The sequence below is a fragment of the Halomonas kalidii genome (genome assembly GCF_030010475.1).
GTDB classification, from domain to species: domain Bacteria; phylum Pseudomonadota; class Gammaproteobacteria; order Pseudomonadales; family Halomonadaceae; genus Halomonas; species Halomonas heilongjiangensis.
In genome coordinates this window covers 1-19,136 of the sequence record NZ_JASCQN010000007.1, presented here as the reverse complement: position 1 = coordinate 19,136, position 19,136 = coordinate 1, and the positions used below count along the sequence as shown (strand labels likewise).

The 19,136-nt window shown below is 70.6% G+C and carries 15 protein-coding genes; 8 read left to right on the top strand and 7 right to left on the bottom strand.

The genetic code is table 11. The features are described 5' to 3' along the window. The first annotated feature begins 58 nt into the window (after positions 1-58). Positions 59-550: a PRC-barrel domain-containing protein gene (locus QLQ85_RS00510; protein ID WP_282737229.1), complete on the top strand. Its 492-nt coding sequence runs from the start codon at positions 59-61 to the stop codon at positions 548-550. An 82-nt stretch (positions 551-632) separates the two neighbouring features. On the opposite strand, the gene QLQ85_RS00505 is transcribed toward QLQ85_RS00510, so the two are convergent. From QLQ85_RS00505 to QLQ85_RS00475, 7 genes are all read right to left on the bottom strand, one after another. After that, positions 633-1,628: an adenosine deaminase gene (locus tag QLQ85_RS00505; protein ID WP_282737228.1), complete on the bottom strand. Its 996-nt coding sequence runs from the start codon at positions 1,626-1,628 to the stop codon at positions 633-635. Positions 1,629-1,764: 136 nt separating this feature from the next. Further along, entirely contained in the window at positions 1,765-3,732 is a 1,968-nt protein-coding gene (locus QLQ85_RS00500) for a DUF4139 domain-containing protein (RefSeq protein ID WP_282737227.1), read from the bottom strand. Between the two features lie 35 nt (positions 3,733-3,767). Next, positions 3,768-5,486: a thiol reductant ABC exporter subunit CydC gene (cydC, locus tag QLQ85_RS00495; RefSeq protein ID WP_282737226.1), complete on the bottom strand. Its 1,719-nt coding sequence runs from the start codon at positions 5,484-5,486 to the stop codon at positions 3,768-3,770. Further along, positions 5,479-7,182 (bottom strand): thiol reductant ABC exporter subunit CydD, encoded by a 1,704-nt coding sequence (cydD, locus tag QLQ85_RS00490; protein WP_282737225.1) that lies wholly within the window; start codon positions 7,180-7,182, stop codon positions 5,479-5,481. Before cydD ends, cydC begins: the two co-directional genes overlap by 8 nt. Before the next feature lie 4 nt (positions 7,183-7,186). Beyond that, on the bottom strand, positions 7,187-8,188 hold the full coding sequence (gene cydB / locus QLQ85_RS00485; protein ID WP_282737224.1) for a cytochrome d ubiquinol oxidase subunit II: 1,002 nt from the start codon (positions 8,186-8,188) through the stop codon (positions 7,187-7,189). Between the two features lie 3 nt (positions 8,189-8,191). Then, the gene (locus QLQ85_RS00480; protein ID WP_282737223.1) at positions 8,192-9,607 is read right to left on the bottom strand and encodes a cytochrome ubiquinol oxidase subunit I; all 1,416 of its coding nucleotides are present in this window, start codon (positions 9,605-9,607) and stop codon (positions 8,192-8,194) included. Positions 9,608-9,891: 284 nt separating this feature from the next. Continuing rightward, positions 9,892-10,875 carry a calcium/sodium antiporter gene (locus tag QLQ85_RS00475; RefSeq protein ID WP_282737222.1) on the bottom strand — a complete coding sequence of 328 codons (984 nt, stop codon included), beginning with the start codon at positions 10,873-10,875 and terminating at the stop codon, positions 9,892-9,894. A 178-nt stretch (positions 10,876-11,053) separates the two neighbouring features. On the opposite strand from QLQ85_RS00475, the gene QLQ85_RS00470 reads away from it, so the two are divergent. The 7 genes from QLQ85_RS00470 to QLQ85_RS00440 all read left to right on the top strand — a co-directional run bounded on the left by QLQ85_RS00470 (position 11,054) and on the right by QLQ85_RS00440 (position 18,631). After that, the gene (locus QLQ85_RS00470) at positions 11,054-12,367 is read left to right on the top strand and encodes a paraquat-inducible protein A (protein WP_282737221.1); all 1,314 of its coding nucleotides are present in this window, start codon (positions 11,054-11,056) and stop codon (positions 12,365-12,367) included. Beyond that, the gene (pqiB, locus tag QLQ85_RS00465; protein ID WP_282737220.1) at positions 12,364-14,046 is read left to right on the top strand and encodes an intermembrane transport protein PqiB; all 1,683 of its coding nucleotides are present in this window, start codon (positions 12,364-12,366) and stop codon (positions 14,044-14,046) included. The genes QLQ85_RS00470 and pqiB overlap by 4 nt, the downstream gene beginning before the upstream one ends. 12 nt (positions 14,047-14,058) lie before the next feature. After that, on the top strand, positions 14,059-14,661 hold the full coding sequence (locus QLQ85_RS00460) for a PqiC family protein (RefSeq protein WP_282737219.1): 603 nt from the start codon (positions 14,059-14,061) through the stop codon (positions 14,659-14,661). A gap of 53 nt (positions 14,662-14,714) precedes the next feature. Continuing rightward, positions 14,715-15,197 carry a helix-hairpin-helix domain-containing protein gene (locus QLQ85_RS00455; protein ID WP_282737218.1) on the top strand — a complete coding sequence of 161 codons (483 nt, stop codon included), beginning with the start codon at positions 14,715-14,717 and terminating at the stop codon, positions 15,195-15,197. Between the two features lie 180 nt (positions 15,198-15,377). Beyond that, on the top strand, positions 15,378-16,718 hold the full coding sequence (locus tag QLQ85_RS00450) for a DEAD/DEAH box helicase (protein WP_282737217.1): 1,341 nt from the start codon (positions 15,378-15,380) through the stop codon (positions 16,716-16,718). 139 nt (positions 16,719-16,857) lie between these two features. Then, complete coding sequence (locus QLQ85_RS00445) at positions 16,858-17,418, top strand: hypothetical protein (protein WP_282737216.1); 561 nt, start codon at positions 16,858-16,860, stop codon at positions 17,416-17,418. A gap of 49 nt (positions 17,419-17,467) precedes the next feature. Further along, the gene (locus QLQ85_RS00440) at positions 17,468-18,631 is read left to right on the top strand and encodes an MFS transporter (protein WP_282737238.1); all 1,164 of its coding nucleotides are present in this window, start codon (positions 17,468-17,470) and stop codon (positions 18,629-18,631) included. Positions 18,632-19,136 lie beyond the last annotated feature (505 nt).

Below are 19,136 nucleotides of genomic sequence, written 5' to 3'. Positions count from 1 at the left end.
AGCAGACCAGAGTGCAACGCAGACGTTACCGCGAAATGGAACTTTCCAAGGAGACGACATGCGCAAGACGACACTCGCACTGAGCCTTTCCCTGGCCGCCGGCGGCCTTGGCATGGCAGCCCAGGCCCAGGACGAGATGCCTGATCAGGAGATTCAGGGCCTCTATTCCGCCGATGCCATCCTCGATGCCGATGTCTACCTGATGAGCGATCCCGATGAACGCGTCGGTGAAGTCGAGGATATCCTGCTCGACGACGACAAGCAGGTCCAGTCACTGGTGATCGAGAGCGGTGCCACTCTCGGCCTTGGTGGGCGCGAGATCGTGCTCGACAACGACCACTACCGCCTCGAAGCCAGTACCGAGGAGGACGGCGATCCGGTCTACCGCATTCTCGTCGACGCATCGGCCGACGAACTGGGCGAGCTGCCCGAGTACGACCGGGACTGGTGGGAACAGGCGCGTCAGAATGCAGCGGATGCCTGGGAATCCACCCGCGAAGGTGCCCAGAGCGCCTGGCAGCGCACCCGCGATGCGGTCAGCGGCGACTGACCAGCCCCTCGGCGACAAGCGACATGACAATCCCCCGGCCCTGCCGGGGGTTTTGCGTGAGCAACCTGGTGAGTTTACACAGCTAGGCGCTCGCGGCCAGTTGCCGGTGCAGCGCCAGGCGGCGTTCGTTGCCGATGAAGGCGGCCTCGATGGCGGTGCCGGCCAGCTCGATGAAGACCTCCCTCGACCAACCGAAGGCCTGGTGACAGGCCAGGTAGTTGTCGAGCACGCCACCGCCGAAATAGGCCGGATCGTCGGAGTTGATCGTCAGCCGCAGGCCGGCCTCGAGCAGCCGTGGCAGCGGGTGGTCCTCGATGCGCTCGACCACCCTGAGACGCACGTTGGAGAGCGGGCAGACGGTGAGCACGATGCCCTCGTCGCGCAGTCGCGCCACCAGCGCCGGATCCTCCAGGCAGCGCACGCCATGGTCGATGCGGCAGACGTCGAGCCGATCCAGCGCCTCGCGAATGTACTCGGGGGGGCCCTCCTCGCCGGCATGGGCCACCCGTGGAATGCCCAGCGCACGGGCCCGCTCGAACACCTCGGCGAACTTCGCCGGCGGATTGCCGCGCTCGGCGCTGTCCAGCCCCACGGCGTCGAGCATCTCCCAGTAGGGGGCCGCGCGCTCCAGCACCTGCATCGCCTCCTCGGCGGGACGATCGCGCAGGAAGGCCATGATCAATGCCGAGGAGAGCCCCAGCTCTCGCTCGGCCGCCCGGCGGGCCAGGCTCAGGCCCTCCATCACCACCGGGAGCGGAATGCCCCGGGACAGGTGCGCCTGGGGGTCGAAGTGCATCTCGACATGCACCACGCCCTCGGCACTGGCACGGCGGAAGTAGTCCATGGCCAGGTCATGGAAGTCCTCGGCGGTGCGCAGCACGCTCATGCCCCGGTAGTAGAGGTCGAGAAAGGACTGCAGGTCGGTGAAGTCATAGGCCGCCCGCGCCTGTTCCACCGAGGCATAGGGCAGTTGAATGCGGTTGCGCTCGGCCAGCGCGAACATCAGCTCGGGCTCCAGGGACCCCTCGATATGCAGATGCAGCTCGGCCTTGGGCAGGCGTTTCAGGAAATCATGCACGACTCACCTCGCTCACGGTCATTTGCCTTATCCTGAAATAAACTGACCGTTTGCGCAAAGCCCCTCGGTCGGACATCGGGGCAATCGCAGTTGGAAATTAGAGCGAGGTGGCCGGGGGGCATCAGACGCCCCTCCCTCATAGTTCGCGCAGCAGCGCCGCCAGCTCGGCACGCCGCATCGCGAGCCGCTCCTCGGCCTGTTCCCGGCGCTGCGCCAGCGACGCGATGCGTGCATCCTGTGCCTCCAGCTCGGCCACGTAGCGCTGGCCCGGCTCGGTGTCGATGCCCACGGCGGCGAGATTGCCGCGGATCCTGGCCTGGCTGTCGGCGGCCCGCTGCAGGTCGCGCGCCAGGTCCCTCAGCTCGTCTTCCACCTCGGCGACCCCGCGCCGATGCTCGAGCAGGGCAGCCAGGGCCTCGGCGGTGTCGTCATCGGCGGCATCGGTCCACTGCGCCAGCAGCTCGGTGTCGGCATCCACCAGGGCGACGGTCTGGCTGCGGGTCACCTCTTCCCGGGCCTCGACCACGGCACTGCCACCGGGGTCGAGTTCCACCCGCAGCCGCCGATGGGTGGGGGTGGACTCGACCAGGGCGTCGGAAGAGAAACGCCAGCCCGCCCGCGCCGGATGCTCGATCATCACGCGGCGGGGAGCGCGAGCCTCGCTGTCGAGGGCATAGCGTGTGGTGACCCGCGAGAGCCGCGTGGCTCTCAGAGTGCCATCGACGATGGTGACCCGCGCCAGGCTCTCCTCGGGACGGGACTCGCTGCTGATGCGCACCTGGCGGTCGGCGGCGAAGCTGGCCAGGCGAGCATCGCCGGCCGGGAGCCCCGGCAGGTTGACGTCCCCCACATGGCCGACGCCGTCCTCGTAGACGGTGACCAGCCCCGTCGGCAGGAAGCTCTCGGTGCGGTTCTCCAGGCGCACCGCGGCCACGGGATGGTCCTCGCCGCGCTCCGGCTGGAAGACCGAGAGACGCTCGGCGGGCACCCGGGCATCGATATAGGGCACCGACAGGGTCCGCCCCGCCGCCAGATCCACCGGCTGGGGCAGCCGCCAGGTGGCCGCCGTGGCGCCCTGCGTGGCCAGGGCCGGCTGCGCCGGCTCGGCGACGGCGGCCATGTCGCTCGCCGCCATGCCTCGCGCCAGGGCGGACTCCATCGCGGGGGCCCGCACGGCGCCCTGGTCGGGCCGCGGCGGGGCCGCCGTGTCGGCGCTGACCGGCACCTCGTGACGCGTGTGCCAGTAGCGCTGGAGCAGGCGCTGGGACAGCGTCACCGGGGCCCCGCTGGAGAGCGTCAGGGTCACCGCATCCCAGTCGGCGCCGCTGGCATTCTCGATCACCGCCCAGGCCTGCAGGCGCGCCTCCCGCTCACCATCGAGCAGCAGCCGGTAGGCGGTCTTCCACACCGGCGCGGCCACCACGTAGGAGAGGCCCACCTCGCGTTCCCCCTGCCCTTCGAGGGCGATGTCGATACGGCGCATCTCGTCGGTGCGCCCCCGCCCGCTGATCCGGGCCGCCTGGCGCAATCGCTCGCGCAGGGTCGCGTCGAGGATCTCGAGCCGCGCCCCGCTGGCCAGCCTCAGGGTCGTCACGATGCCCTCGTCATCGAGCACCGCCAGGGTCCGGGTTTCCTCCTGCCCCTCGCCCCGTGGCGGTCGGACGTCGACGCCGAGCAGCAGCCCCTCGACGCTGCGGCCCCCCGACGTGGCCCTCACGGGCACTCCCTGCAGGGCACCGGCCAGACGCACCACCGAGCCCATGTCCTCGGGCCCGAAGGGCAGCCGGCGAAAGGTTTCCTCCACGGCGGCGAGGCCATCCAGCGTCAGGGAGACCAGTCGACCCTCGGGGTCGCGTACCACCAGGCTCTTGAGGATGTCGTCGACCTGCTCCAGGGGCACGTCGAGGTGCAGGATGCCGTTCCCCTCCAGCGGCGCGGTCCGGTGTATCTCCGCCAGGCCTCCCGAGGAGAGCGTGACCGTCGCCACCCGCTGCTCCGCCGCCAGCGGACCGGCGAGGCCGCCACCGACCCACAACAGCAAGGCGACGGCACCCGGCCGCACGCCCCACCACGACGATGCTCTCGTCCTCTGGCACTGCCCCATGGCGGTCTCCCCCTCGGCGTCGCCCCGACAGGCTATCAGGTATAGCCGTTCAACCGGCCGTCAACCAGTTGCAGGGTGTGCTGCACGCCGGGGGGATCGACCGCCCCGCCGAGTCGATGCACCAGATAGACCACCGACCGCCCGCCCAGCCAGCCATCGAGCCAGCGGGCGATGCGCGACGCGGTCCCGGCATCCAGGCCGGCGAAGGGTTCGTCGAGGATCACCAGGTCCGGCTCGCGCAGCACCAGCCGGGCCAGCGCCAGGCGCCGCGCCTGCCCGCCCGAGAGCCGGCGGCCGCCCTCCCCGACCCGGGTCGCGAGCCCAGCGGGCAGCGCTTCGGCCCAGTCGGCCAGCTCCATCGCCGCCAGCGCCCGCCACAGGCGCGCCTCGCTCGCCGCAGGGTCGGCGACACGCAGGTTGGCGGCCAGGCTGGCGTCGAACAGGTCGACCCGCTGGGTGAGCATCGCCACCCGTTCGGCGAGCCGCGACGGTGACAGTCGCCCGACGTCGATGCCCCCCAGTCGGACCCGCCCCTCGGTGGCCCCGAGCCTCCCGGCGAGCAGGGCGGCGACGCTGGACTTGCCGGCCCCCGAGGCACCGCAGAGCGCCAACCGCTCGCCGGGGGCCAGGGAGAGAGTGACATCGTCCAGTGCCGGCGCCAGGGCGCCGGGGTAGCGCAGCGTCACCCCCGCCAGGGTCACCGCCGGCGGGCCCGGCGGCAGCCCTTCACCCGCCTCCACGTCGGGCGGTCGGGCCGCCTCCAGGGCGTTGAGGCGCTCGGCGGCGGCCCGGGTCGCTCCCAGCCGCGTGAAGGCCATCGGCAGGCCGGCCAGCGCCTCGTTCATCGCCAGCACGGCCAGTGTCATCATCACCACCAGCGACCCCGCGAGGCCCCCGTCGGCATGGGCAAGCGCCGCCAGCCACAGTACCGCCACCAGGGTCGCCCCCACCGCCACACCGACCAGGGCGTTACCCAGCGCCGTCCATTGCCCGAGCCGTCGCTGGTCGGCCTCGATACGCGCCTCGATGGCGTCCAGCCGCCGGCGATGCTCGGCCAGGCTGCCGTAGGCCTCGAGCTCGGCGAGGCCCTGCCACTGCTCGATCAGCCGCCCCCGCAGCCGCTCCAGGTCGGCGACCCGGCGGTGGCTCGTCGCCATGCCGAGGCGTGCCTGGCCCAGGGTGATCCAGGCCAGGGCCAGGCCCAGCAGCACGACCACCGCTCCCCCGGCCGCCGGTGACCACAGGGCCAGGAAGCCGCCCAGCCCGAGCACCGCCAGGGCCGCCACCGCCGGCGGCGCCAGCAGCCGCAGGTAGAGGCCGTCGAGGGTGTCGATATCGGCCGTCAGGCGGTGCAACCAGTCGCTGGCACGGCGCCGCGACAGGGTGCGTTCGTCCAGTCCCGCCAGCACCCCGAACAACCGGCCCCGCAGGTCGGCCAGCAGCCTCAGCACGGTGTCGTGGTTGTAGAGGCGCTCGAGGTAGCGCGACACGGTGCGGGTCACGGCGAAGGCGCGAATGCCACCACCGGGCACATAGACATCCAGGCTCGCCGCCAGCCCGGCCGCCAGGGCGATGCCGGCCAGGGCACTCGCGGTGATGAACCAGCCGGAGAGCGCCAGCAGCCCCACGGCGGAGAGCAGCGTCAGGGCCATCAGCGCCGCGCCCGCGACCAACCGCCGTCGCCGCCGGTCGAGCAGACGCAGCCAGGGAGCCAGGGTGGTACGCAGCGGGCCCACGCGCCGGGGGTCAGCCATGCGGGACCTCCTGCGCCACCGCCTCATCCGGCTGTGCTGCCACCAGCTCGAGCCGGCGATCCCCCAGCGCCATCAGCGCCGGGTGGTGGGTGGCGATCACCAGGCTGCGCCCCGCGCCGGCCAGCTCGGCCAGGGCCTCGACCACCCGCGCCTCGGTGTCGGCATCCAGGCTGGCGGTGGGCTCGTCGAGCAGCACCAGCGGCGCCGGCGAGAGGAAGACCCGGGCCAGGGCCAGGCGCTGGGCCTGGCCGCCCGAGAGACCGACCCCGCGCTCACCGAGCGCTGTCGCCAGCCCCCGGGGCAGGCCGGCCACCAACTCACCGAGGCCCGCCCGGCCGAGCGCCGCCAGCATGGCGGGCTCATCGGCGTCGGGCGCCGCCAGGCGCAGGTTGTCGGCCAGGCTGCCCTGGATCAGCAGCGGCCGCTGGTCCATCCAGGCGAAGGAGAGGCCCTCGGCCAGCCGCCGCTCGCCCGTCCCGGGACCGACGAAGCCGGCCAGCAGCTGCAGCAGGGTCGACTTGCCCGCCCCCGACGGCCCCGTCACGACCAGCACCTCGCCCCGCCTCACCACCAGGTCCAGCGGCCCCAGCACGGCTCCCCGGCCGGGATATGCCACCGTGACGGCAGCCAGGCGTACCAGCTCGCCGGGGCCCGCCGGGGCCGGCCGGTGGCCCTCGGCACGCACGGGGTCGGGGGCCTCGGCGAGCAGCGCCACCAGGCCATCGGCGGCCCCCAGCGCCGCGGCCCGGTCGTGGTAGTGCTGGGACAGGGTACGCAGCGGCTGGAAGAATTCCGGCGCCAGCAACAGCACCAGCAGGCCGGAGAACAGGGTGAGCTCGGACGACGGGCCGTAGTCGATGTAGCCGAGCAGGCCGAAGCCCACATAGATCGCCACCACGGCGATGGCCACCGAGGCGAAGAACTCGAGTACCGCCGAGGAGAGGAAGGCCAGGCGCAGGGTACGCATGCTCAGGCGCCGATAGTCGTCGGCGGCGGCATGCACTTCGGCGGTGGCCTCCCGGGTGCGACCGAACAGCTGCAGGGTGGTGATCCCCCGCACCCGATCGATGAAGTGTCCCGAGAGCCTGGCCACGGCGGCGAACTGCTCGCGGTTGAGCCGCTCGGCTCCCATGCCGACCAGCGCCATGAACAGCGGGATCAAGGGGGCCGAGAGCAACAGGAAGAGCGCCGCCAGCCAGTCGAGCCAGGCCACCACGACGAGGCTCAGCAGCGGCAGCGCCAGTGCCAGGCGCAACTGGGGCAGGAAGCGGGCGAAGTAGCCGTCCAGCGCCTCCACCTGCTCCACCAGTTGGTTGGCCAGCGACGCCGAGTGGCGAGAGGCCAGTCGCACCGGCCCCAGCCGCGCCAGGTGGTCGAGCAGCGCCGCCCGCGCCCGGCGACGGATGCGCAGGCTGGCCTCGAGTCCGGCCGCCTCCTGCCCCCATTGGGCCAGGGCCCGCAGGGGCAACACGGCGGCCAGGGCGAGAAACCCAAGCCAGAGCTCGCCCGGGGGGCGCGCCGCCACCACGAGCGCCGCTACCAGCCAGGCCAGCAGCCCCAGCTGCACCAGGGTCAGGGCCCCGGCGACCACCCCGGCCAGCGTCGCCAGGCCCAGCAGGCGGCGCTCGTGGACGGCCAGCGCATCGAGCCAGCGCCGCGGCGTCAGGGCCTCGCCCGGCGTGCCCTGCTCACTCATGGGCTCAGTGATACCCCTCGCCCACCTTGACCTTGCCGCGGAAGACCCAGTAGGTCCAGGCGGTATAGGCCAGCACGATGGGGATCACGAAGAGCACGCCGAGCAGCAGGAAGAGCTGGGACTCCGGTGCCGAGGCGGCGTCCCAGATGGTGTAGTTCGGCGGCACGATCACCGGCCACTTGCTGGCCACCAGCCCCAGGTAGGTGAAGATATAGAGCCCCAGGGTCGCCACGAAGGGCAGCCCCTCGCTGCGGCGGCGAACCGAACGGAACACCACGAAGGCGCAGGACAGCGCCAGGGCGGGCAGGATCCAGATCAGCTGGATATGGTCGAACCAGCGTGTCCAGACGGCCGGGTTCACGAAGGGAGTCCAGAGGCTGATGATCAGGAACACCGCGAGCACCGCGGCCAGCAATGGCGGCGTGATGCGATAGGCCCACGCCTGGATATGGCCCTCGGACTTCATGATCAGCCAGGTGGCGCCGAGCAGCGCGTAGCCGGCCATCAGCCCCAGACCGGTCACCACGGTGAAGGGGGTCAGCCAGTCCAACGCTCCACCCACGTAGACGAAGTCCTCCACCGCGAAGCCCTGGATATAGGTGCCCACGACCGCGCCCTGGGCGAAGGCGGCCACCGCCGACCCCCAACAGAAGGCGCGGTTCCACCAGCGGCGGTTGCGGCGCGACTTGAAGCGGAACTCGAAGGCGATACCGCGGAAGATCAGCCCCGCGAGCATCAGGAAGACGCCGATGTAGAGCGCCGGCAGGAACACCGAGTAGACCAGCGGGAAGGCCCCCAGCAGCCCGGCCCCGCCCAGCACCAGCCAGGTCTCGTTGCCGTCCCACACCGGGGCCACCGAGTTCATCATCACGTCCCGGGCCGCCTCGTCCGGCGCGAAGGGAAAGAGGATTCCCACCCCCAGGTCGAAGCCGTCCATCAGCACGTACATGATCACGCCGAAACCGATGATGACGGCCCAGATCAGCGAAAGGTCGAACGTCTCCATGGCCTATCTCCTCCAGGTCGGGGCGGCGTCTTGCTCGAAAGGGGTGTGGGCGGCCGAGAGCGGGCGCATGGGCCGCTCGACCTCGCCTTGCACGGCGTGTTCGTCCTCGGGCAGCATGCCGTTGCGCACCACTCGGGTGAGGTAGTAGATCCCGGCCCAGAACACCACGCCATAGACCGCCACGTAGCCCACCAGGGTGAACAGCGCCATGCCGCCGGTCAGCGACGGCGTCAGGCCCTCGGCATGGGTCATCATGCCGTAGACCAGCCAGGGGGCTCGGCCCGTCTCGGTGACGAACCAGCCGGCGAGCACGGCCAGGAAGGGCGTCACCGTCATCACCCGCATCAGTTGCAGGAAGCCCCGATGCTCGTAGACCCGGCCACCGCGGCGCAGCCAGAGACCGGCCAGCGCAACGGCGATCATCAGGAAGCCCATCGCCACCATGATCCGGAATGACCAGAACACGATCCACACCGGCGGCTGTTCCTCCGGGGGCAGCTCAGTGATCCCCGGCAACTCGCCGTCCAGGTGATGGGTCAGGATCAGGCTGGCCAGCCCCGGGATGCCGAGCTCGAAGCGATTTTCCTGGGCGTCCTGATCCGGCAGGGCAAACAACAGCAGGGGGGCGCCCTCCCGTGTGTCCCAGTTGCCTTCCATGGCGGCCACCTTGGTGGGCTGGTGCTCCAGGGTATTGAGGCCATGGAAATCGCCTACCACCGCCTGGGCCGGCGCCAGCACCAGCAGCAGCCACAGACACATGGAGAAGGCCTTGCGGTTGGCCTCGACGTCGCGGCCGAGCAGCAGGTACCAGGCACTGACCCCGGCCACCACGAAGCCCCCGGTGAGGAACGACGCCATCACCATGTGCGTGAAACGGTACCGGAAGGAGGGGTTGAAGATCGCCGTGCTCCAGTCGGTGATACGGAAGCGGCCGTCGATCAGCTCCGCACCGGCCGGCGTCTGCATCCAGCTGTTGGCGGAGAGAATCCAGAACGACGAGATGAAGGTCCCGATGGCCACCATGATGGCGGCGAACAGGTGTACGCCCTGGGGGACCTTGCCGCGCCCGAACAGCAGTACGCCGAGGAAGCCCGCCTCGAGGAAGAAGGCGGTGACCACCTCGTAGCTGAGCATCGGCCCGAGGAAGTTGGAGGCCGCCAGCGAGAAGTTGCTCCAGTTGGTGCCGAACTGGAAGGACATGACGATGCCCGAGACCACCCCCATGCCGAATACCACGGCGAAGACCCGGGTCCAGAACATCGCCAGGCGATCCCAGGCCGGGTTGTCGGTCTTGTAGAAGAGGCCGTTGAGCACGGCGATATAGGACGCCAGGCCGATGGTGAACACCGGAAAGATGGCGTGGAAGGAGACCACGAAGGCGAATTGCAATCGTGACAACAACAGGGGATCCAGTTCCATGGCGCATGCCTCGTCACTGCAATGGGTTCAAAGGGTCGCAAGGGATGCGGCGGCACTCTCCGGTGCCGTCGTGCCTCCGGCCTGGTGCTTGCCCAGTCCCGCCGTGACGCATTCCACCTCGACGGCTCGTCCCGTCAAGCCTAGTTCAGGGACGGGGAGAGCATGACGCATCCCGCCGATGATCCGCCTGATGGAACTTCTGGCAGTTTGCGACGTCGCTCCGCGATCATGATGCCGAACGAGGCGTCCATTGCCGCTGTGTCGCGTTGTCGCAGCCCGGTCGGTCAGACATTGCCGCCCCGCAGCACCAGGTGCACCAGCCAGCCGGTATAGGCAACGAACATCGTCAGCAGCACGGCGCCCTCGAGGCGGTTGATGCGCCCCTGACGTCCCCGCCAGCCCAGGGCGAACACCGCCATCATCGCGGTCATGACGGTCATCAGGGTCCAGTCGCGCAGCAGCACCTCGGCGCCCACCTGGATCGGCGTGATCACCGCCGCCAGGCCCACCACGCCCAGGGTATTGAAGAGATTCGACCCCACCACGTTGCCCAGCACCAGGTCGTGCTCGCGCCGGCGCAGGGCACTGATCGACGAGGCCAGCTCGGGCAGCGAGGTGCCCACCGCCACCACGGTCAGGCCGATGATCAGGTCGCTGACGCCGAACCCCTGGGCGATGGCCACCGCCCCCCACACCAGGATCCGCGAGCTCACCACCAGCAGCACCAGGCCGATGCCGGTCCAGGCGAGCCCGACCCTCAGCGACATGGGGTGAACCGCCAGGCTCTCCTCCGTGTCCGCGGCCAGCGGGTCGGCCTGGCCGCGCCTGGCCAGGAAGATGCTGGCGCCGATGAAGCCGGCCAGCAGGACCAGCAGCAGCCCCCCCTCCCAGCGACCGATCACCCCGCCCCACATCAGCAGTGCCGAGAGCAGGGTCACCGCGCCCAGCACCGGCAGCTCGCGGCGAATCACCCCCGAGTGCACCGCCAGCGGCGAGATCAGCGCCACCAGCCCCAGGATCAGGCCGATGTTGGCGATGTTGGAGCCGTAGGCGTTGCCCAGTGCCAGGCCGGGATTGCCCTGTCCGGCCGCCAGCGCCGAGACCATCAACTCGGGCGCCGAGGTACCGAAGCCGATCACCAGCATGCCGATCAGCAGCGGCGAGAGCCCCAGCCGTCGGGAGGTCGCGGCCGCCCCATCGACGAAGCGCTCGGCGCTCCACACCAGCAGGATCAACCCCGCCGCCACCGCTACCGCCGGAAGTATCATTCGTCTCGTCCCTGGTACATGCAAAGGCGCATGTTTGCCTATGGTATGGGTAACGTCAACGTGCCACACTTTCTTCAGACGGTCCGACCCGACTCCGGTGGACCCTCCAGGGAGAGTGACTGCCGCGGTGCCCAAGCGTTACATAAGAGTCCCGGCCCTACCCGGGAGCGAGCCCCTCGTGGATCGCTCCCCGCCGGAGGTGCGCACCTCGCGCCGACGCCTGCGCGCCTGCCACGAGTGCGACTGGCTGGTGGCCCTGCCGCCGCTGAGTCCCGGCGAGAAGGCCGACTGCCCGCGCTGTGGTCACACCCTGGTCACGCGCCACTTCCGGCCCGCCCAGCGCAGCATGGCACTGGCGCTCTCGGCGCTGCTGGCCCTGGCCATGGCGGTCTCCTTCCCCTTCGTCAGCTTCAGCATCGGCGGCATCGGCAACCGCATCGAGCTGTCGCAGACCGCCACCACCCTGATCGGCTTCCATCAGCCCATCGTCGCCATCGCGGTGATTCTCACCATCATCGTGCTGCCGGCGGTCTACCTGCTGGGCGTGATCTGGCTGCAGCTCGGCCTGTTGAGAAACGACCCGCTCCCGGCCAGTCGCAGCATCGCCAGGTCGCTCGCCCACCTGAACCCCTGGATGATGGCCGATGTGTTCATCATCGGGGCCCTGGTGAGCCTGATCAAGATCGCCGAGATGGCACAGATCGAACTCGGCATGTCGTTCTGGGCCTTCTGCGTCTTCGCCCTGCTGCTGCTGCTCACCACCCAGTCCATCGACTCCGACTGGATGTGGTTCTCGCTGGCCGGTGAGCCGCTGGCCCCCGAGGGTGCGAAGACCGGTGAAACCGCCGCCCCCCAGGGGCTCGCCGGCTGCGCCACCTGCGGGCTGGTCAACCGCCTGGAACCCGATCGCCACAGTCACTGCCGGCGCTGCGGCGAACGGCTCCAGGCCCGCCTGCCCCATAGCCTGCAACGCACCTGGGCGCTGCTGGCGGCGGCCGCGGTGATGTACATTCCCGCCAATGTCTATCCGATCATGACCACCACCAACCTGGGCAACAGTTCCCCCTCCACCATCATCGGCGGCGTGGTCGAACTGCTCGAGATGGGGTCCTGGCCGGTCGCCCTGGTGATCTTCGTCGCCAGCGTGATCGTCCCGGTCGGCAAGATGGTCGCCCTGGCCTGGCTCTGCCTGGTCGTCGAGCGCAGCCACGAGCTCAATGCCGTCACCCGTACGCGACTCTACCGGATCACCGAATTCATCGGCCGCTGGTCGATGGTCGACGTCTTCGTGGTCGCCATCCTGGTGGCGCTGATCCGGGCCGGGTCGCTGATGTCGATCACCCCCGGGCCCGCCGCCCTGGCCTTCGGCGCCGTGGTGGTGATCACCATGCTGTCCGCCATGACCTTCGACCCTCGACTGATCTGGGACACGCCCCTGCCACGCCGGTCCCGCACAGCACCCGGCCGCACTCGACAAGGAACCCCCGGATGAGCGATTCCCCGCGCCCCGACGACGCCTCTGGACGGGAGATGCATCGCGCCAAGGCCTCGCCCCAGACACGCCTCTCGCCGATCTGGATCGTGCCGATCGTGGCGATCCTGATCGGCGCCTGGCTGGTCTACGACAACTACCGCGGCCGCGGCCCGCAGATCACCCTGGTGATGAGCAGCGCCGAAGGCATCGAGGCCGGCAGCACCCTGATCAAGACCCGCAACGTGGAGGTCGGACGGGTCGAGCGCGTCAACCTCTCCGAGGACCTCTCCACCGCGGTGATCACCGCCCGCATGAGCCCCGACACCGAGGCCATGCTGGTCGAGGACAGCCGCTTCTGGGTGGTCAAGCCACGCATCGGCCGCGAAGGCATCAGCGGCCTGGGCACGGTCCTCTCCGGCGCCTATATCCAGCTCGAACCGGGCACCAGCGAACAGAGCACCCGGGAGTTCCAGGTCAGCGACCAGCCACCGGTGGCCCCCGCCGGGGCCGACGGCCTGCGCATCAACCTGATCAGCCAGTTGGGCAATTCACTGCGGGTCGGCGACCCGGTGACCTACCAGGGCTATACCGTGGGCCGGATCGAGGACGCCCACTTCGACCCCCAGACCCGCAACATGCAACACCGGGTCTTCATCGAGTCGCCCTACGAGGCCCTGGTCACCGACGCCACGCGCTTCTGGTCGGCCAGCGGCATCGACCTGCGCCTCGACACCGAAGGCATCCGGGTCAACGTCGAGTCGCTCGAGGCGCTGCTCGGTGGCGGCGTCGCCTTCGGGGTCCCCGAGGAACTGCCGGTGGGCAGACCGGTCCAGCCCGAGGTCACCTTCACCCTCTATGCCGACGAGGATGCCGCCCGCCAGGGCACCTTCAACCGCTACCTCGAGTACGTGCTGATGGTGGACGACACGGTGCGCGGGCTCTCCCGCGGTGCGCCGGTGGAGTTTCGCGGCGTGCGCATCGGCACCGTGGCCGCGGTACCCTGGAACTTCACCGCCCCCCAGCCCGACTCCCGCTCGCGCTTCGCCATTCCGGTGCTGATTCGCATCGAGCCCCAACGCCTCGGCATCACCGGCGAGGAGCTCGACCTCGACGAGTGGCGCGAGCGCTTCGACCGCCTGTTCGGCGTCGGCCTGCGCGCCTCGCTGAAGAGTGGCAGCCTGCTGACCGGCGCGATGTTCGTCGACCTCAACTTCCACCGCGACCTGACCGACGAATACGTCGCCGAGACCTTCGCCGAGCGCAGCGTCTTCCCCACCACCCCCGGCGGTTTCGCCCGGATCGAGGCCCAGGTCACCGACCTGCTCGACAAGCTCAACGGCCTGGAGCTGGAGCCGCTGCTGGCCGGCCTCGATCGCAACCTCTCGGCCTCCGAGGCGATGCTCGGCGAGGTGCGCGAACTCTCCGCCTCGCTGCAGGGGGTACTCGACGACCCGGACACCCGCGGCATGCCGGCCAACCTCAACGCCACCCTGGAGGAGTTGCGCCAGACCCTTGAGGGGCTGTCGCCGGAGTCCGCCGCCTATCGGGAGCTGACCGGGGCCGTGGAACGCCTCGACCGACTGATGCGTGACCTGCAGCCGGTGGCGCGTACCCTGAGCGAGAACCCCCGCGCCCTGCTGTTCGACAGCCTGGACACGGCGGACCCGCAGCCGCGGGCACCGCGACGAGACCCCTGAGGAAGGATGCCCATGAGACCCCGACTCCAGCCCCCCGGGCCCTGGCTGATCGCCGCCGTCGCGGCCCTCTGGCTGACCGGCTGTGCCAGCGCCGGCTCCTCCGCCACCCGCTACCTGCTGCCCGAGGGCAACATGGGCACCACCGCCGCCAGTGACACGGCCGAGCACCTGCTGCTGGTGCGACCACCGCGACTCGCCCACTACCTGGACGTGGACGGCATCGTGCTGCAGCTCGACGACATCACCCTCAACGAGGCCCGGGAGCACCAGTGGGCGGAGGCCCTGGGCCGCCAGCTCGAACGCGGCCTGAGGGCCCGGCTGGCGAGCCGCCTGACCGACACCCGGGTGCTGCTCGACGATCGCAACGAGCGGGGGACCACGGCGATCACCCTGCGTCTCGAGGTCGACCGCTTCCAGGGGCGCCACGACGGCCTGGCGGTGGCCGGCGGACAGTGGCAGCTGCGCGGTGCCGACGGTCGCCTGTTGACCATGGACGGTTTCCTGGTCGAGACCGAGCTCGACGCCGACGGCTACCCGGCCCTGGTCCGCGCCCTGGGCCGCAGCTGGGACGAGGTCGCCGACCGGATCGCCGAGGCGGTACGCCGCCAGCGCTGAACCTGCGCGCCATGCACTATGCTTGGGAGACGACCGCATACAGGGACGTCACCATGCACGAGACCGATCAGGGGCATTCCCCCCGCCACACCGTGGCCCTCGAGCTCCAGGCCCAGGCACAGCGGGCCCGCAAGGCACTGCTGATTGTGCTCGCCACCGAGAGCCCGGCCACGGCGCTCGCCGAACTCGACCGTGCCGTCGAGGCACTGGCGCGCATCGAGGCGCTCGCCAGCCAGCACGACTTCGTCGACCTGCCGATGCTCGACGACGTCCGCAGCAGCGTCGACCGCCTGGCCTGCGAGCTCTACCACCAGGGGGCCTGCGACGACCTGGACACGATGGCGCTCACCGCCTTCATCGACCGCCATGCCCGGGGGCTCACCGCCCTGGAGGGCATCGGCCCGGCCAGCGCCCGCAAGCTGTTCGCCCACGGCATCAGCAACCTCGAGCAGCTGCGCGCCCTGGACCCCGCGGCGCTCGACGAGGTCGAGGGCCTGGGAATCGCCACCCTGGCGCGCATCAAGGCCAACCTCTGAGCCTCGGGGAACCGGCGCGATAGACAGGCTGCATTCTGCGCCGGGCTCTGGCATAATGCCCCGCACGCGGCGATCGCTGGTCCCTCCTGCCGCGCCAGATTCCTTTTTCACGCCCCGGCCCGGGACTGGCCACGCCGCTTCGTCTGCGTGGCGCGACCGGGGCGTCTCTGCGGAGACCGCATGACATTTTCCGAACTCGGCTTGCGTGCCGAACTGCTTCGCGCTGTCGAAGAACAGGGCTATACCGTCCCCACCCCGATCCAGCGCCAGGCGATTCCCGCCGTGCTGGCGGGTGGCGACCTGCTCGCCAGTGCCCAGACCGGCACCGGCAAGACCGCCGGCTTCACCCTGCCGCTGCTGCAGCGGCTGGCCGGCGGGTCACGCCCCGGCGCACGCCAGATCCGCGCCCTGGTACTGACCCCCACCCGTGAACTCGCCGCCCAGGTCGGCGAGAGCGTGGCCGACTACGGTCGCCACCTGAAGCTGCGTTCCCACGTCATCTTCGGTGGCGTCGGCCAGCAGCCCCAGGTGGATGCCATCCGCCCCGGCCTCGATGTGCTGGTGGCCACCCCGGGTCGGCTGCTCGACCTGCACCAGCAGAGGCACGTGGACCTCTCGAAGGTCGAGACCCTGGTGCTCGACGAAGCCGACCGCATGCTCGACATGGGCTTCATCCACGACATCAGGAAGGTACTGCGCGTGCTGCCCGAGAAGCGCCAGAACCTGCTGTTCTCGGCGACCTTCTCCGACGAGATCCAGCAACTCGCCGGCAAGCTGCTCGACAACCCGGCGCTGATCGAGGTGGCACGCCGCAACACCACCGCCGAGACCGTCGACCAGGCCATCTACCGCGTCGACCGCGAGAAGAAGCGCGATCTGCTCGCCCACCTGATCACCGAGCACCGCTGGCACCAGGTGCTGGTCTTCACCCGCACCAAGCATGGCGCCAACCGCCTCGCCGAACAGCTGTCCAAGCAGGACATCCCGGCCATGGCGATCCACGGCAACAAGAGCCAGTCGGCACGCACCAAGGCGCTGGCGGCCTTCAAGACCGGCGACCTGCAGGTGCTGGTGGCCACCGATATCGCCGCCCGCGGCCTCGATATCAGCGAACTGCCCCACGTGGTCAACTTCGAGCTGCCCAACGTCGCCGAGGACTACGTCCACCGCATCGGTCGCACCGGCCGCGCCGGCAGCGATGGCCAGGCCGTCTCGCTGGTCTGCGTCGACGAGCACGGCCTGCTCAAGGGCATCGAGCGGCTGATCAAGCGCGACCTGGAGAAGCGTATCGAGCCGGGCTTCGAGCCCGATCCGAACGCCAAGCCGGAGCCCATCGAGAACGGCCGTGGCGGTCGCGGCGGGCGCAACGGCCGCTCCAATGACCAGGCGCGTCGCGGCAACGGCGACAACCGCGGCAATGCCGGCCGCGGCGGCCAGCGCAACGACGGCAACCGCGGCGGCGACGAGGCCCGCGCCCCGCGACGGCGTCGCGGCCGCGGCCAGGGCTCCCGCCAGGCCTGACCCGGGCGCTGGCGTCTTGCATCGCGATGTGCGAATGTAAGCCGCTGCATACCGGAAGCGTCAGGAGCGATCATGGACTCACGCCTTCCCGGCCGCGATGCCGGCAGCAAGGCAGGCCGTCGACACGGGTGACGGAGCCATGTTGAAGCGACTACTGGGCAAGGCGCCCGTCGAGGTCTGGGTGATCAAGCAACTCGACCCGGACCTCCTCCACCTCTGCGGCCAGGGCACCCTGGAGACGCGTCGGAAGCGCAAGGACGTGCTGGAAGCGCTGGCCGACGGGAGCTTCCAGGGAGCGGTGGCCATGACCGGGAGCGGGGTGGTGCTCAACGCCCGTCTGTTCGCGGCCCTGGTTCCCGTCGAGCAGCTCCAGCTGCTGCCCGACGGCCACGCCCGCTGGCAGCAGCGCGACTGGCGGGTGGCCCAGGTCCCCCAGCGCTGCTGGACCTACGAGGGCCGCCTGATCGCCCAGGCCACCCCCCACGGCAACGCCACCGGCCTGGTCAGCAGCGAGGATGTCTCGAGCATCCGCCGACGCGTCGACCAGGAGCCCCCCAGGCACGACGGCGTGGTCGACTTCCGTCCGGCCGAGGCCCTGGAGGACGACCCCCGGATCGCCCCCAGGAACCACGAACGCGACAACGACACACGGCGATTGCCGGGCCAGGGCAGGGAGTGGCGGCGTGACGACGACCACTGAGCGACACACCGGCGACCGCCGCCACACCATGGCGGTCTTCGTCATGCTGATGGTGCTGGTGGGACTCAACCTGCGCCCCGCCCTCTCGTCGCTGGCGCCGCTGCTGACCCGCATCCAGCAGGACACCGGGCTCTCGCCGCTCGCCATCGGCGCCCTGACCACCCTGCCCGTGCTCTGTCTCGGCCTGTTCGCCCCCCTGGCGCCCTGGCTGGCGAAACGCCTCGGTCCCGAGCAGGCCCTCGCCGCCGCCCTCCTGCTGCTGGCCGCTGGCCTGCTGCTTCGCGGCGCCCCGCTCCCGGTGCTGCTGTTCGCCGGCACCCTGCTGGTGGGGGCGGCCATCGGCGTGGCCGGCACCCTGCTGCCGGCGCTGGTCAAGCGCGAGCTACCCGCCGGTGCCGACCTGATGACCGGGGTCTATACCATGGCGCTCTGCCTCGGCGGAGCGCTGGGCGCCGGCCTCAGCATCCCCCTGGCCGACCTCCTGGGCGGTTGGCACGCCGGCCTGGCCAGCTGGTCGGTGCTCGCCGCCCTCGCCCTGGTGGCCTGGCTGGCACTGATGCCGCGCCGCCGGGTCGGCGCCAGGGTGCCGGGGGCCGCCGGCTCGACCCGCGAACTGCTGGGGCAACCGCTGGCCTGGCAGGTGATGCTGCTGATGGGCTCCCAGTCGTCGCTGGCCTATATCGTCTTCGGCTGGCTGCCGACCCTGCTGGTGGCCCGTGGCTATGGCGAAGCCGAGGCCGGCTGGATGATGGGCGCCTCGGTGATGGTGCAGTTGATCTCCGCCCTCGGCGCGCCCTGGCTCGCACGCTTCGGACGCGACCAGCGCCCGGCGTTGCTGCTGGTGCTCGGCTGCGTGGCAGCGGGCCTGTGGCTGCTGCTGCTGGGGCCGGTCGGCTGGCGCTGGGCCGGCGTGGTGCTGCTGGGTCTCGGCCAGGGTGGCAGTTTCAGCCTGGCGCTGACGCTGATCGTGCTGCGCACCGGCAACTCGCGCCTGGCCGGCAAGCTCTCCGGGCTCGCCCAGGGGGGCGGCTACACCCTCGCGGCCCTGGGCCCCCTGGGCGTCGGCGTGATGCTGCAGTTCGACGTCGGCCTGCCCGTCGTCACCCTGGTGTTGCTGCTGGTGACGGCAGCCGCCGCCGGCTTCGCCTGGCTGGCCGGGCGCAACCGGCGCCTGGACATCGACGAGCACGGGCAACTGGTGACCCGGCGCTAACCGCCATTACCGCAGACAACCGCCGGCGCCGCTTGTGGGAGCTTGGCTCCCAAGGTGCTCAATGCCTGCCTTGTGGGAGCTTGGCTCCGCCGAGCGATTGGCGCCGATAGGCGCCTTGGCGGTGGCCGCGGACGTGGCAGACAACCGCCGGCGCCGCTGCGCGGCGAATCGCCCCGCAAAGCGTGGCTCCCACAGGGTGCTCAATGCCTGCCTTGTGGGAGCTTGGCTCCGCCGAGCGATTGGCGCCGCAGGCGCCTTGGCGGTGGCCGCTGACGTGGCAGACAACCGCCGGCGCCGCTGCGCGCCGCATCGCCCCGCAAAGCGTGGCTCCCACAGGGTGCTCAATGCCAGCCTTGTGGGAGCTTGGCTCCGCCGAGCGATTGGCGCCGCAGGCGCCTTGGCGTTGGCCGCTGACGTGGCAGACAACCGCCGGCGCCGCTGCGCGCCGCATCGCCCCGCAAAGCGTGGCTCCCACAGGGTGCTCAATGCCTGCCTTGTGGGAGCT